Origin of the sequence: Streptomyces sp. NPDC004126 (assembly GCF_050275515.1) — a bacterium.
GTDB lineage: Bacteria > Actinomycetota > Actinomycetes > Streptomycetales > Streptomycetaceae > Streptomyces.
In genome coordinates this window covers 120,286-134,552 of the sequence record NZ_JBNNPF010000017.1, presented here as the reverse complement: position 1 = coordinate 134,552, position 14,267 = coordinate 120,286, and the positions used below count along the sequence as shown (strand labels likewise).

Below are 14,267 nucleotides of genomic sequence, written 5' to 3'. Positions count from 1 at the left end.
ATGAGCCGTTCCGCGCACCCCGCCGGGCCCCGCCACGCCGACGTCCTGCCCGAGGGCCACTACGCCCCGCCGCCGGCCGACCTGAACGCGCTCGACGAGAAGGTGTGGTCCCGTACCGTCACCCGGGGCGAGGACGGCGTCGTCAGCGTCGGCGGGATCGAAGTGACCCGGCTCGCCGAGGAGTTCGGGACCCCCGCCTACTTCCTCGACGAGGAGGACTTCCGGGCCCGCTGCCGTGCCTGGGCGCACGCCTTCGGCAAGGACGCCGACGTGTTCTACGCCGGGAAGGCGTTCCTGTCGAAGGCCGTCGTGAAGTGGCTCAAGGAGGAAGGGCTGAACCTCGACGTCTGCTCCGGCGGGGAGCTGGCCACCGCCCTCGCCGCCGAGATGCCCGCCGAGCGGATCGCCTTCCACGGGAACAACAAGTCCGAGAGCGAGATCCGGCGGGCCATCGGTGCCGGCGTCGGGCGGATCGTGCTCGACTCCTTCCAGGAGATCGCGCGGGTCGCGCACATCGCGGCCGAGCTGGGGGTGCGGCAGCCCGTGCAGATCCGGGTGACCGTGGGCGTGGAAGCGCACACCCACGAGTTCATCGCCACCGCCCACGAGGACCAGAAGTTCGGGATCGCCGTCGCCGACGGGTCCGCCGCCGAGGCCGTCCGCCGGGCGCTCGGGCACGACTCCCTGGAGCTGCTCGGCGTCCACTCCCACATCGGCTCGCAGATCTTCGACATGGCCGGCTTCGAGGTCTCCGCGAAGCGGGTCGTGCGGCTGCTCGCCGCCGTACGCGACGAGCACGGCGTCGAGCTGCCCGAGATCGACCTCGGCGGCGGCCTCGGCATCGCCTACACCTCCGCCGACGACCCGCGCGAGCCGCACGAGATCGCCAAGGCCCTCACCGAGATCGTCGCGCGGGAGTGCGAGAGCGCCGGGCTCAAGGCCCCGCGCATTTCCGTCGAGCCCGGCCGCGCCATCGTCGGGCCGACCGCCTTCACCCTTTACGAGGTCGGCACCATCAAGCCGCTGGAGGGGCTGCGCACGTACGTCTCCGTCGACGGCGGCATGTCCGACAACATCCGTACGGCCCTGTACGACGCCGAATACGCGGTCACCCTCGTATCCCGCGTCTCCGACGCCGAGCCGATGCTCGTCCGCGTCGTCGGAAAGCACTGCGAGAGCGGTGACATCGTCGTGAAGGACGCCTTCCTGCCGGCCGACCTGGCCCCCGGCGACCTGCTCGCCGTGCCCGCCACCGGGGCGTACTGCCGCTCCATGGCCAGCAACTACAACCACGCGCTCCGCCCGCCCGTCGTCGCCGTGCGCGACGGCGCGGCGCGGGTGATCGTCCGCCGCGAGACGGAAGAAGATCTCCTGTCCCTCGACCTCGGATGACCCCCATATTTCGGGGGGAAGGGTCCGGACCCCCAAAATAGACGTCCAGGTACATCCCGTACACGTCTCACTCAATGGACCGGAGATGGAAACTCCTGTCCATTGAGTGAGACTGGTTCCTACCTGGCGCGCAAAACCGCGCGCCGGGAGCGAAGAAAGATCGAAAGGCGTAGGTCAATGATGCGTACGCGTCCGCTGAAGGTGGCGCTGCTGGGCTGTGGAGTGGTCGGCTCAGAGGTGGCGCGCATCATGACGACGCACGCCGACGATCTGACAGCCAGGATCGGCGCGCCCGTCGAACTCGCCGGCGTGGCTGTGCGCCGTCCCTCCAAGGTGCGCGAGGGCATCGACCCCGCCCTCGTCACCACCGATGCGACCGCCCTCCTCAAACGCGGTGACATCGACGTGGCCATCGAGGTCATCGGCGGCATCGAGCCCGCCCGCACCCTGATCACCACCGCCTTCGAGCACGGCATCTCCGTCGTCTCCGCGAACAAGGCGCTGCTCGCCCAGGACGGCGCGTCCCTGCACGCCGCCGCCGAGCAGGCCGGGCTGGACCTCTACTACGAGGCCGCCGTCGCGGGCGCCATCCCGCTGGTCCGCCCGATGCGCGAGTCCCTCGCCGGCGACAAGATCAACCGGGTGATGGGCATCGTCAACGGCACGACGAACTTCATCCTCGACAAGATGGACTCGACCGGCGCCGGCTACCAGGAGGCGCTCGACGAGGCCACCGCCCTCGGGTACGCCGAGGCCGACCCCACCGCCGACGTCGAGGGCTACGACGCCGCCGCCAAGGCCGCGATCCTGGCCGGCATCGCCTTCCACACCCGGGTCCGCCTCGACGACGTGTACCGCGAGGGCATGACCGAGGTCAGCGCCGCGGACTTCGCCTCCGCCAAGCGCATGGGCTGCACCATCAAGCTCCTCGCCATCCTGGAGCGCGCCGCGGACGGCGAGTCCGTCACCGCCCGCGTCCACCCGGCGATGATCCCGCTCAGCCACCCGCTGGCCTCCGTCCGCGAGGCGTACAACGCCGTCTTCGTCGAGGCCGAGGCCGCCGGACGGCTGATGTTCTACGGGCCCGGCGCGGGCGGCTCGCCGACCGCGTCCGCGGTCCTCGGCGACCTCGTCGCCGTCTGCCGCAACAAGCTCGCCGAGGCAACGGGGCCCGGCGAGTCGGCGTACACCCAGCTGCCGGTCAGCCCCATGGGGGACGTCGTCACCCGCTACCACATCAGCCTCGATGTGGCGGACAAGCCGGGCGTCCTCGCCCAGGTGGCGACCACCTTCGCGGAGCACGGTGTCTCCATCGACACCGTCCGCCAGCAGGGCAAGGACGGCGAGGCCTCCCTCGTCGTCGTCACCCACCGCGCACCCGACGCCGCCCTCTCCGGGACCGTCGAGGCGCTGCGGAAGCTGGACACCGTGCGCGGTGTCGCCAGCATCATGCGTGTTGAAGGGGAGTAAGGACCCATGAGCAGCAATCGCACCCACCAGTGGCGCGGCATCATCGAGGAGTACCGCGACCGGCTGCCGGTGACGGACACGACTCCCGTGGTCACGCTCCGCGAGGGCGGCACTCCCCTCGTCCCCGCCCAGGTGCTCTCCGAGCGCACGGGCTGTGAGGTGCACCTCAAGGTCGAGGGCGCGAACCCCACCGGGTCCTTCAAGGACCGCGGCATGACCATGGCCATCACCAAGGCCAAGGAGGACGGCGCCAAGGCCGTCATCTGCGCCTCCACGGGCAACACCTCGGCCTCCGCCGCCGCCTACGCGGTACGCGCCGGCATGGTGTCCGCGGTCCTCGTGCCCCGCGGCAAGATCGCGCTCGGCAAGATGGGCCAGGCCCTGGTGCACGGCGCCAAGATCCTGCAGGTTGACGGCAACTTCGACGACTGCCTGGACCTGGCCCGCGCGCTGTCCGACAACTACCCGGTGGCGCTGGTCAATTCCGTCAACCCGGTGCGCATCGAGGGCCAGAAGACGGCCGCGTTCGAGATCGTCGACGCGCTCGGCGACGCCCCCGACATCCACGTGCTGCCCGTCGGCAACGCCGGCAACATCACGGCGTACTGGAAGGGCTTCAAGGAGTACAAGGCCGACGGTCTGGCCTCCCGCACGCCCCGGGTCTGGGGCTTCCAGGCCTCCGGCTCCGCACCGATCGTGCGCGGCGAGGTCGTCAAGGAGCCGCACACCATCGCCACCGCGATCCGCATCGGCAACCCGGCCTCCTGGGACTACGCGCTCGCCGCGCGCGAGGAGTCGGGCGGCTTCATCGACGAGGTGACGGACCGCCAGATCCTGGCCGCCTACCGCCTGTTGGCCGCGCAGGAGGGCGTCTTCGTCGAGCCCGCCTCGGCCGCGTCGGTCGCCGGTCTGCTGAAGGCCGCCGAGGCCGGCCTGGTCGACCCCGGCCAGAAGATCGTGTGCACCGTCACGGGCAACGGCCTCAAGGACCCCGACTGGGCCGTCGCCGGCGCTCCGCAGCCGGTCACCGTCCCGGTCGACGCCGAGGCCGCGGCCGTCCGTCTCGGCCTGGTCTGACCCCGTTTCCCGGCCCCTGAGGGGGCCCCGAGCCCCGTTGCCGGATTCCGGAAGTCCCCGGAATCCGGCAACCCGGGCGGTACGGCACCAAAAGGCCAACGGCGATCCCTCCGGATCCGGCGGAAGACACCGACACGCATCGTGCGCCTCCTGTGCGCCCTATGTCGCGGGAGAACCTTCCTTCGATACGCTGTACTTACATCCGCCACCGCGCATATGACCGCGGTGCTGCCCCAAGGGCCTTCGGGTGTCGTACGTTCTCCAGTACATTCGCAGCGAAGATCCCGCGCAGCAGCCGGATCCCGCACAGTCACAAGGAGTGTCATCGACCGATGGCAGGTCCAGCGTTCCGCGCCGCCGCCGTACGGGTGCGCGTCCCCGCCAGCAGCGCCAACCTCGGCCCCGGCTTCGACGCCCTCGGCCTGGCCCTGGGGCTCTACGACGACGTCGTCGTCCGGGTAGCCGATTCCGGCCTGGACATCGACATCGCGGGTGAGGGCGCCGACACCCTCCCGCGGGACGAGAGCCACCTCCTCGTACGCTCCATGCGCACCGCCTTCGACCTGCTGGGCGGGCAGCCGCGCGGGCTGGAGGTCGTCTGCGCCAACCGCATCCCGCACGGCCGGGGCCTCGGCTCCTCCTCCGCCGCGATCTGCGCCGGCATCGTCGCCGCCCGCGCCGTGACCATAGGCGGGGAGGCCAAGCTCGACGACGCGGCGCTGCTGGAGCTCGCCACCGAGATCGAGGGCCACCCCGACAACGTCGCCGCCTGTCTGCTCGGCGGTTTCACCCTGGCGTGGATGGAGGGGGGCAGCGCCAAGGCGCTCCGGATGGACCCCGCGGATTCCATCGTTCCGGTGGTCTTCGTCCCGTCGAAGCCGGTCCTGACCGAGACCGCCCGCGGCCTGCTGCCGCGCACCGTCCCGCACGTGGACGCGGCCGTCAACGCGGGCCGCGCGGGCCTGCTCGTGGAGGCCATGACCAGGCGCCCCGAGTTCCTGCTGCCGGCCACCGAGGACCGGCTGCACCAGGAGTACCGGGCCCCGGCGATGCCGGAGAGCGTGGCACTCGTCAACCGGCTGCGGGCGGACGGCATCCCCGCGGTCATCTCCGGCGCGGGCCCCACGGTCCTCGCGCTGGTCGACAACGGCGCGGCCGACAAGGTCGCGCGGCTCGCGGGCGAGGGGTGGGCCGCCAACCGGCTCGCGCTCGACGCCGCGGGCGCGAGCGTCCTGCCGCTGGGCGCCCAGGGCGGTCAGCCCGTGTCGTGACGACACGGCCCGCGTGGGCGGACGGCCGGGCAGGCCGCCCGCCCACGACGGGCGATTGCCGGTGATTGAGAGGGGGAATGTCTGTTGGATCCGGTAGTGTTAACCTCAAGTGCGCATCCGAAGCCGCCATGGCTCGGTGCTCAGTGTCCCCATCCGGGACCACATTTCTTCCGGGAGCCTCCCCGACTGCTTTGATCGCTGCCAGCAGTTTCGAGCACGCTCCGGAATCGGCGTGACATTCCCACGCTTTCCAGCTCGGGGGCTTCTCGCCGGAACCACCATGCACGTTTCTCTCCGCCGTAACTCTTACCGGCGGACCACCGCCCCGGCACGGTCCACACACCCGGACCGTTGTCGGACAGCACAACCGGTCGCCGAGCCAGACAGGCCGACGTCCGCTCCAGGGAAGGACCCTTCGTGAGCGACACCACCGATCTGATGGGCGCTGCCGACACCAACGTCGACACCAGTGCCCCCGCCGCGGGCGCGGCCCCGAAGCGCCGCCGCTCCGGCACCGGCCTTGAGGGCATGGTCCTGGCCGAGCTGCAGCAGGTCGCGTCGGGCCTCGGTATCAGGGGCACCGCGCGGATGCGCAAGAGCCAGCTGATCGAGGTCATCAAGGAGGCGCAGGGCGGCAGCGCCCCCAAGGCCGCCGCCGCGGCCCCCGCCGCCGACGCCGCCGAGGCCAAGCCGAAGCGCCGCGCCACCAGCAAGGCCCGTACGGGCGAGGCCGCCGCCGCGGCCCCCGCCGAGAAGCCCGCCGCCCAGGCCCAGATCGAGATCCCGGGCCAGCCGGCCAGCGACGACGCCCCGATCGGCGAGCGCCGCCGCCGCCGGGCCACCGCTCCCTCCGGCAGCCCCGAGTCCTCGGCCCCCGCCGCCGTGCAGGTCGAGCAGAAGACCGAGGCCCCGGCCGCGCAGCCCGAGGCCAAGGCCGAGGCCGCCACCGCCGTCTCCGCCCAGCCCCAGGGCCAGGCGCAGGAGGCCGGCGAGGGCCGCACCCGCCGCGACCGCCGTGACCGCGGCGACCGTGGTGAGCGCGGTGAGCGCGGCGAGCGTCAGCAGGGCCGCCGCGAGCGCGGCGCCAAGGCCGACGAGCAGCAGGGCCAGCAGCAGGGCGCCCAGCAGGGCCAGCAGCAGGGCGGCGGCCGCCAGGACCGTCAGGACCGCGGCGACCGCCAGCAGCAGGGCGGCCGCGGCCAGGGCCGTCAGGACCGTCAGGACAACGGCCCGCAGGACGACTTCGACGAGGACGGCCGTCGCGGCCGTCGCGGACGCTACCGCGACCGCCGAGGCCGTCGCGGCCGTGACGAGTTCGCGCCGAACGAGCCGCAGGTCGCCGACGACGACGTGCTGATCCCCGTCGCGGGCATCCTCGACATCCTCGACAACTACGCGTTCATCCGGACCTCGGGCTACCTGCCCGGCCCCAACGACGTGTACGTCTCCCTCGCCCAGGTCCGCAAGGCCGGCCTGCGCAAGGGCGACCACACCACCGGTGCGGTCCGCCAGCCCAAGGACGGCGAGCGCCGCGAGAAGTTCAACGCCCTCGTGCGCCTGGACTCCGTCAACGGCATGGCGCCCGAATCCGGCCGCGGACGGCCGGAGTTCCAGAAGCTGACCCCGCTCTACCCGCAGGACCGGCTCCGTCTGGAGACCGACCCGGGCGTGCTGACGACCCGCATCATCGACCTCGTGTCGCCGATCGGCAAGGGACAGCGCGGTCTGATCGTGGCCCCGCCGAAGACCGGCAAGACCATGATCATGCAGGCGATCGCCAACGCGATCACCACCAACAACCCCGAGTGCCACCTGATGGTCGTCCTGGTCGACGAGCGTCCGGAAGAGGTCACCGACATGCAGCGGTCGGTCAAGGGCGAGGTCATCTCCTCGACCTTCGACCGCCCGGCCGAGGACCACACCACCGTCGCCGAGCTGGCCATCGAGCGCGCCAAGCGCCTCGTCGAGCTGGGTCACGACGTGGTCGTCCTGCTGGACTCCATCACCCGTCTGGGCCGCGCGTACAACCTCGCGGCGCCCGCCTCCGGCCGCATCCTGTCCGGTGGTGTCGACTCGACCGCGCTGTACCCGCCGAAGCGCTTCTTCGGTGCCGCGCGCAACATCGAGGACGGCGGCTCGCTGACCATCCTGGCCACCGCGCTCGTCGACACCGGCTCGCGCATGGACGAGGTGATCTTCGAGGAGTTCAAGGGCACCGGCAACATGGAGCTCAAGCTCGACCGCAAGCTCGCCGACAAGCGCATCTTCCCGGCCGTCGACGTCGACCCGTCGGGTACGCGCAAGGAGGAGATCCTCCTCAACAGCGAGGAGCTCGCCATCGTCTGGAAGCTGCGCCGGGTGCTGCACGCGCTCGACTCGCAGCAGGCGATCGAGCTGCTGCTCGACAAGATGAAGCAGACGAAGTCGAACGCCGAGTTCCTGATGCAGATCGCCAAGACGACCCCGGCCGGCAAGAACGACGACTGACCGGGTCGCCCGAACACGGAACCGCCCCCGCCGCAACCGCGGCGGGGGCGGTTCCTTTTGTGCGAGCTTCGCCGCACGCCTGCGCCCGCGGGGCCCCGTACGCGACCCTTTGAGCCTGGATGCAGGACCTTCGGTGACTCTCCGGTCACGGATTGTCCTTAGGGGAGGGGGCGTGCGGAGCGGTCCGCGCTCCGTGGAACCCTGGAATGCGCTAGTCCGTCTGTGTGAGAGAGCAGTCGGCAACGGAGCCAGGACCGAGGAGAGCATGAGCGAGGACAGCAGGGGCGGTCGCAGGGCGGCACGCAGGCGCGGGCGCCGGGCGCAGCCGCGCCGCCGCAGGGGCCTCAGGGTCGCCGCCTGGACCGCTGCGGGGGTGGTCCTGCTGGGCGGGGGAAGCCTCGGCTGGTTCTACTTCAAGCTCAACGGCAACCTGCACAGCGTCGACATCGACCAGGCCCTCGGCAAGGACCGCCCGCCGAACGTCGACAACGGCTCGATGGACATCCTGGTGCTCGGCTCCGACTCCCGCGACGGGGCGAACAGCGAGTACGGCGCGGACGACGGCGGCTCGGCCCGCTCCGACACCGCGATGATCATCCACCTCTACGAGGGCCACAAGCAGGCCAGCGTCGTCTCGATACCGCGCGACACGATGCTCCCGCGGCCCGCCTGCCCCACCGGCAAGGGCAAGACCAGCGCCCCCAGGCAGCGCGCGCAGTTCAACGAGGCCTTCACCATCGGCGGGGCGGCCTGCGCCGTCAAGACCGTCGAGGCGATGTCGGGGATCCGCATGGACCACTACATCGAGGTCGACTTCACCGGCTTCAAGAAGATCATCGACAACCTCGGCGGGGTCGAGCTCACGACCACCAAGCCGATCAAGGACGACGGCAGCCACCTCGACCTGCCGGCCGGCGCCCACAAGCTCAACGGCGAGCAGTCCCTCGGCCTCGTCCGCACCCGCAAGAGCGTCGGCGACGGCGGCGACCTGGGCCGAATACAGCTCCAGCAGGCCTTCATCAAGGCGCTGATCAAGCAGGTCAAGGGCGTGGGCGTGTTCGACAGCCCGAAGAAGCTCTACGGCCTCGCCGACTCCGCCACCAAGGCGATCACCACCGACAAGGCGCTCGGCGACGTGAAGTCCCTCGCGAGCTTCGCCCAGGGCCTCCAGGGCATCAGCGCCGAGAACATGCACATGATCACCCTGCCGGTGGGCCCGGACCCGCTCGACAGGGACCGGGTGGCGATCCTGCCCAAGGACTCCAAGATGGTCTGGGACGCCCTGCTGGCCGACCAGCCCATCCCCGCCGCGGCCACCGAGCACTCCAACGGGGACAAGAGCACCGCGGGCTCGATCGTCCGCTAGCCCGGCCCGGTCCTTCCCTGCCGGGACCCGGCAGGAATAGATGCCGGGCCCCTCCTGTTGAAGGCATCGTTCCCGGAATTTTGACAGGCGGCCCGGTCCTGGCAGACTGGTCTGTCGGCCCCGGTTCACGCAGTGCGCAATTCGGCTCCTGCGACCCGGCGCCCTCCCGAATCTAGGAGACACCTTGAAGCGCGATGTTCACCCCGAGTACGTCGAGACCCAGGTCAGCTGCACCTGTGGCGCGTCGTTCACCACCCGCAGCACCCTGACCGAGGGCACCATCCGTGCCGAGGTCTGCTCCGAGTGCCACCCGTTCTACACGGGCAAGCAGAAGATCCTCGACACCGGTGGCCGCGTGGCCCGCTTCGAGGCCCGCTTCGGCAAGGGTGCGGCCAAGAAGTAGCGCGACCCAGGCGCCGGTCACCGGCCGCCCCCTGACCACGCGGGGGCGGCCGGACCGGCGCCTTTGTCGTCGTATCGACAGCCCAGCCCCTTTTTGACTTTTTTCACCCCAGGAGCATCCGATGTTCGAAGCGGTCGAGGACCTGGTCGGCGAGCACGCCGACCTCGAGAAGAAGCTCGCCGACCCTTCGGTCCACTCCGATCAGGCGAACGCCCGCAAGCTGAACAAGCGCTACGCGGAGCTGACGCCGATCGTCGCGACTTTCCGAGCCTGGAAGCAGTCGGCCGAGGACATCGAGACGGCCAAGGAGCTGGCGGCCGACGACCCCGACTTCGCCGCCGAGGTCAAGGAACTGAGCGCCCAGCGCGAAGAGCTCACCGAGAAGCTCCGCCTGCTGCTCGTCCCGCGCGACCCCAGCGACGACAAGGACGTCCTCCTGGAGATCAAGGCCGGCGCCGGCGGCGACGAGTCCGCCCTGTTCGCGGGCGACCTGCTGCGCATGTACCTGCGCTACGCCGAGCGCGCGGGCTGGAAGACCGAGATCATCGACTCCACCGAGTCCGAGCTCGGCGGCTACAAGGACGTCCAGGTCTCCGTCCGCACCAAGGGCGGCAACGGGGCCACCGAGCCCGGCCAGGGCGTGTGGGCCCGGATGAAGTACGAGGGCGGCGTGCACCGCGTCCAGCGCGTGCCGGCCACCGAGTCCCAGGGCCGCATCCACACCTCCGCCGCCGGCGTGCTCGTCACCCCGGAGGCCGAGGAGGTCGAGGTCGAGATCAACATGAACGACCTCCGCATCGACGTGTACCGCTCCTCCGGCCCCGGCGGCCAGTCCGTCAACACCACCGACTCGGCCGTGCGCATCACGCACATCCCGACCGGCGTGGTCGCCTCCTGCCAGAACGAGAAGAGCCAGCTCCAGAACAAGGAGCAGGCCATGCGCATCCTGCGCTCGCGCCTGCTGGCCGCCGCCCAGGAAGCCGCCGAGCAGGAGGCCTCCGACCAGCGCCGCAGCCAGGTGCGCAGCGTGGACCGCTCGGAGAAGATCCGTACGTACAACTTCCCGGAGAACCGGATCTCGGACCACCGGACCGGTTTCAAGGCGTACAACTTGGACCAGGTGCTCGACGGCGACCTCGACTCGGTCATCCAGGCCTGCGTCGACACCGACTCCGCGGCGAAGCTCGCCGCCGCGCACTGACCCTCGCCCCAACCCCCCTCCCCCAAGCTCTCGGCTTCGCTCGAGCAGGGGGGGACCCCCATGACAGCAGCCCGGAGGACCAGCGTGAACTTGCTGCTTGCCGAGGTGGCCCAGGCCACCCAGCGGCTGGCCGCCGCCGGCGTGCCCTCACCGCGTTTCGACGCGGAGGAGCTCGCGGCCTTCGTGCACGGCGTCAAGCGGGGGGAACTGCACCACGTCAAGGACGCGGACTTCGACGCCCGCTACTGGGAGGCCGTCGCCCGCCGCGAGGCGCGCGAGCCGCTCCAGCACATCACCGGCCGGGCCTTCTTCCGGTACCTGGAGCTCCAGGTCGGCCCCGGGGTGTTCGTGCCCCGGCCCGAGACCGAGTCGGTCGTGGACTGGGCCATACACGCCGTCCGGGCCATGGACGTGGTCGAGCCGCTGATCGTGGACCTGTGCACCGGGTCCGGCGCCATCGCCCTCGCCATGGCCCAGGAGGTGCCGCGCTCGCGCGTGCACGCCGTGGAGCTGTCCGAGGACGCGCTGCGCTGGACCCGCAAGAACGCCGAGGGCTCCCGGGTCACCGTCCACCAGGGCGACGCGCTCACCGCGCTGCCCGAGCTGGACGGACAGGTCGACCTGGTCATCTCCAACCCGCCGTACATCCCGCTCACCGAGTGGGAGTACGTCGCCCCGGAGGCCCGCGACCACGACCCCGAGATGGCGCTGTTCTCCGGCGAGGACGGCCTCGACACCATCCGCGGCATCGAGCGCACCGCGCACCGGCTGCTGCGGCCCGGCGGCATCGTCGTGATCGAGCACGCCGACACGCAGGGCGGCCAGGTGCCGTGGATCTTCGCCGACGAGCGGGGCTGGGCCGACGCAGCCGACCACCCCGACCTGAACAACCGCCCGCGCTTCGCGACCGCCCGCAAGGCCATGCCGTGACCCGCGCCGGCGCCGCCCCCGCCACCCCCACGCTGCACGAGGAGATCCGCTGATGGCCCGGCGATACGACTGCAACGACGCGACGGACCGCAAGACGGGTCTGCGCGAAGCGGCCTCCGCCGTCCGCCGCGGAGAGCTCGTCGTGCTGCCCACCGACACCCTGTACGGGATCGGCGCGGACGCCTTCAGCGCGGAGGCCGTCGGCGACCTGCTCGCCGCCAAGGGGCGCGGCCGGAACATGCCCACCCCCGTCCTCATCGGCTCCCCGAACACCCTCCACGGCCTCGTCACGGACTTCTCCGAGCAGGCGTGGGAACTCGTCGACGCCTTCTGGCCGGGCGGGCTCACGCTGGTCGCCAAGCACCAGCCGTCGCTGGCCTGGGACCTGGGGGAGACCCGCGGGACCGTCGCCGTGCGGATGCCGCTGCACCCCGTCGCGATCGAGCTGCTGACCGAGGTCGGCCCGATGGCCGTCTCCTCGGCCAACCTGTCCGGGCACCCGGCGCCCGCCGACTGCGACGCGGCGCGCGAGATGCTGGGCGACTCCGTGTCCGTCTACCTGGACGGCGGCCCCACGCCGAGCACCGAGCCGTCGTCGATCGTCGACGTCACCGGGAAGGTTCCCGTACTGCTGCGCGAGGGGGCGCTGAGCGCCGCACAGCTGCGGGAGGTCGTACCCGACCTCGAGGTGGCTCCGTGAGCCCTCAGGGGCGTGGCATAGCCAAGGGAGACACCTTCCGCATACTCCACGTCAGCACCGGGAACGTGTGCCGCTCGCCCATCACCGAGCGGCTGACGCGGCACGCGCTCGCCCACCGCCTCGGCGTCCTGGGCCTGCCGGCCGAGGACCTCATCGTGGAGAGCGCCGGCACCTGGGGCCACGAGGGCGCCCCGATGGAGGCCAACGCGGCGGCCGTGCTGGCGGACTTCGGCGCGGACGCGTCGGGGTTCACCGGGCGCGAGCTGCTCGACGAGCACGTCATACGCGCCGACCTGGTGCTCACCGCCACGCGGGACCACCGGGCGCAGGTCATCTCCATGGGCCACTCGGCGGGGCTGCGGACCTTCACGCTGAAGGAGTTCACCCGGCTCGTACGGGCGATAGACCCGGCCACGCTGCCGCCGCTGGACGACGGCATGGCGGAGCGGGCGCGGGCCCTGGTACGGGCCGCCGCCGCGCTGCGCGGGTGGCTGTTGGCGCCGTCCGCCGACGCGGACGAGGTGTACGACCCGTACGGGGCGCCGATCACGTTCTTCCGCTCGATCGGCGACGAGATCAACCAGGCCCTGGACCCCGTCGTCACGGCCCTGACGGGCGTCGACGCCGGCCGCTGAGCCCCGGGGGAACGGGCGGGGAGCGGCAGCGGCGGCGGGAGCCTACAGTGGCTGGTACCGGTAGCCCCCACTGTGCGGGAGTCGCGCCATGAGCGTCATGACCCAGCCCACGGACGCCCTGCGCCAGCAGGATCCGCAGATGGCCGACGTGCTGGACGGGGAGCGGCGCCGGCAGGCGGAGACGCTGCAGATGAGCGCCGCCGAGAACTTCACCTCGCCCGCCGTGCTCGCCGCGCTGGGGTCCGTGCTCTCCAACAAGTACGCCGAGGGGTACCCCGGCGCCCGGTACCACGGCGGCTGCGAGTACGTGGACCTCGCCGAGCGGACGGCCGTGGAGCGGGCCAGGGCGCTCTTCGGGGTCGAGCACGCCAATGTGCAGCCGCACTCCGGTTCCGCGGCCGTGCTGGCCGCCTACGCGGCGCTGCTGCGGCCCGGGGACACCGTCCTGGCCATGGGGCTGGCGCACGGCGGGCACCTCACGCACGGCTCGCCCGCCAACTTCTCCGGCCGCTGGTTCGACTTCGTCGGGTACGGCGTCGACGCCGAGAGCGGGCTCGTCGACTACGAGGAGGTGCAGCGGCTGGCGCGGGCGCACCGGCCCAAGGCCATCGTGTGCGGGTCCATCTCCTACCCCCGGCACCTGGAGTACTCGGCCTTCCGCGAGATCGCCGACGAGGTCGGGGCCTACCTGATCGCCGACGCCGCCCATCCGATCGGGCTCGTGGCCGGCGGCGCGGCGCCCAGTCCCGTCCCGTACGCGGACGTGGTCTGCGCGACCACCCACAAGGTGCTGCGCGGCCCCCGCGGCGGGATGGTGCTGTGCGGCGGCGAGTTCGCGGAGCGGGTCGACCGGGCGGTGTTCCCCTTCACCCAGGGCGGCGCCCAGATGCACTCCATCGCCGCGAAGGCGGTGGCCTTCGGCGAGGCGGCCGCCCCGCCCTTCACCCGGTACGCGCACCGGGTCGTGGCCAACGCCCGCGCCCTGGCCGCCGCCCTGGCGCAGCGCGGGTTCGCCGTGACGACCGGCGGGACGGACACCCACCTCATCAGCGCCGACCCGGCGGCGCTCGGCGTGGACGGGCCGACGGCGCGCGGCCGGCTGGCCGCCGCCGGGATCGTCCTGGACACCTGCGCGCTGCCGTACGGGGACCAGCGCGGCATCCGCCTGGGCACCGCGGCGGTGACCACGCAGGGGATGGGGGAGCCGGAGATGGCCCGGATCGCCGAGCTGTTCGCCGCCGCGCTGGGCGGGGACGCGGCCCGGACGCGGGCCGAGGTGGCCGCCCTGACGGGTGGATTTCCCCCGTACGGGGCGTAACCGGTACGAGCATGGAG

The 14,267-nt window shown here is 71.8% G+C and carries 12 protein-coding genes; all 12 read left to right on the top strand.

Annotated elements, in window-relative coordinates; translation table 11 throughout:
• The 12 genes from lysA to glyA all read left to right on the top strand — a co-directional run bounded on the left by lysA (position 1) and on the right by glyA (position 14,250).
• Complete coding sequence (gene lysA / locus ACQKM2_RS18410) at positions 1–1,392, top strand: diaminopimelate decarboxylase (RefSeq protein WP_427710890.1); 1,392 nt, start codon at positions 1–3, stop codon at positions 1,390–1,392.
• Positions 1,393–1,569: 177 nt separating this feature from the next.
• Positions 1,570–2,862, top strand: coding sequence for a homoserine dehydrogenase (locus tag ACQKM2_RS18405; RefSeq protein WP_164720960.1), 1,293 nt, complete (start codon positions 1,570–1,572; stop codon positions 2,860–2,862).
• A 6-nt stretch (positions 2,863–2,868) separates the two neighbouring features.
• Positions 2,869–3,939 carry a threonine synthase gene (gene thrC, locus ACQKM2_RS18400; protein WP_125599038.1) on the top strand — a complete coding sequence of 357 codons (1,071 nt, stop codon included), beginning with the start codon at positions 2,869–2,871 and terminating at the stop codon, positions 3,937–3,939.
• A 332-nt stretch (positions 3,940–4,271) separates the two neighbouring features.
• A complete protein-coding gene (gene thrB, locus ACQKM2_RS18395; RefSeq protein WP_427710888.1) occupies positions 4,272–5,210 on the top strand; it encodes a homoserine kinase in 939 nt (312 codons plus the stop codon).
• Between the two features lie 417 nt (positions 5,211–5,627).
• The gene (gene rho, locus ACQKM2_RS18390; protein WP_427710886.1) at positions 5,628–7,697 is read left to right on the top strand and encodes a transcription termination factor Rho; all 2,070 of its coding nucleotides are present in this window, start codon (positions 5,628–5,630) and stop codon (positions 7,695–7,697) included.
• Between the two features lie 265 nt (positions 7,698–7,962).
• Positions 7,963–9,063: an LCP family protein gene (locus tag ACQKM2_RS18385; protein WP_427710885.1), complete on the top strand. Its 1,101-nt coding sequence runs from the start codon at positions 7,963–7,965 to the stop codon at positions 9,061–9,063.
• Between the two features lie 184 nt (positions 9,064–9,247).
• Positions 9,248–9,466 (top strand): 50S ribosomal protein L31, encoded by a 219-nt coding sequence (rpmE, locus tag ACQKM2_RS18380; protein WP_007266580.1) that lies wholly within the window; start codon positions 9,248–9,250, stop codon positions 9,464–9,466.
• Positions 9,467–9,587: 121 nt separating this feature from the next.
• Positions 9,588–10,667 (top strand): peptide chain release factor 1, encoded by a 1,080-nt coding sequence (gene prfA, locus ACQKM2_RS18375; RefSeq protein ID WP_427710882.1) that lies wholly within the window; start codon positions 9,588–9,590, stop codon positions 10,665–10,667.
• Between the two features lie 84 nt (positions 10,668–10,751).
• Positions 10,752–11,597 (top strand): peptide chain release factor N(5)-glutamine methyltransferase, encoded by an 846-nt coding sequence (gene prmC / locus ACQKM2_RS18370; protein WP_007266582.1) that lies wholly within the window; start codon positions 10,752–10,754, stop codon positions 11,595–11,597.
• Between the two features lie 52 nt (positions 11,598–11,649).
• The gene (locus tag ACQKM2_RS18365) at positions 11,650–12,297 is read left to right on the top strand and encodes an L-threonylcarbamoyladenylate synthase (RefSeq protein ID WP_007266583.1); all 648 of its coding nucleotides are present in this window, start codon (positions 11,650–11,652) and stop codon (positions 12,295–12,297) included.
• The gene (locus ACQKM2_RS18360; RefSeq protein WP_427710880.1) at positions 12,294–12,932 is read left to right on the top strand and encodes a protein-tyrosine-phosphatase; all 639 of its coding nucleotides are present in this window, start codon (positions 12,294–12,296) and stop codon (positions 12,930–12,932) included. Before ACQKM2_RS18365 ends, ACQKM2_RS18360 begins: the two co-directional genes overlap by 4 nt.
• Positions 12,933–13,020: 88 nt before the next feature.
• Entirely contained in the window at positions 13,021–14,250 is a 1,230-nt protein-coding gene (gene glyA / locus ACQKM2_RS18355) for a serine hydroxymethyltransferase (protein ID WP_427710878.1), read from the top strand.
• The last annotated feature ends 17 nt before the right edge of the window (positions 14,251–14,267 follow it).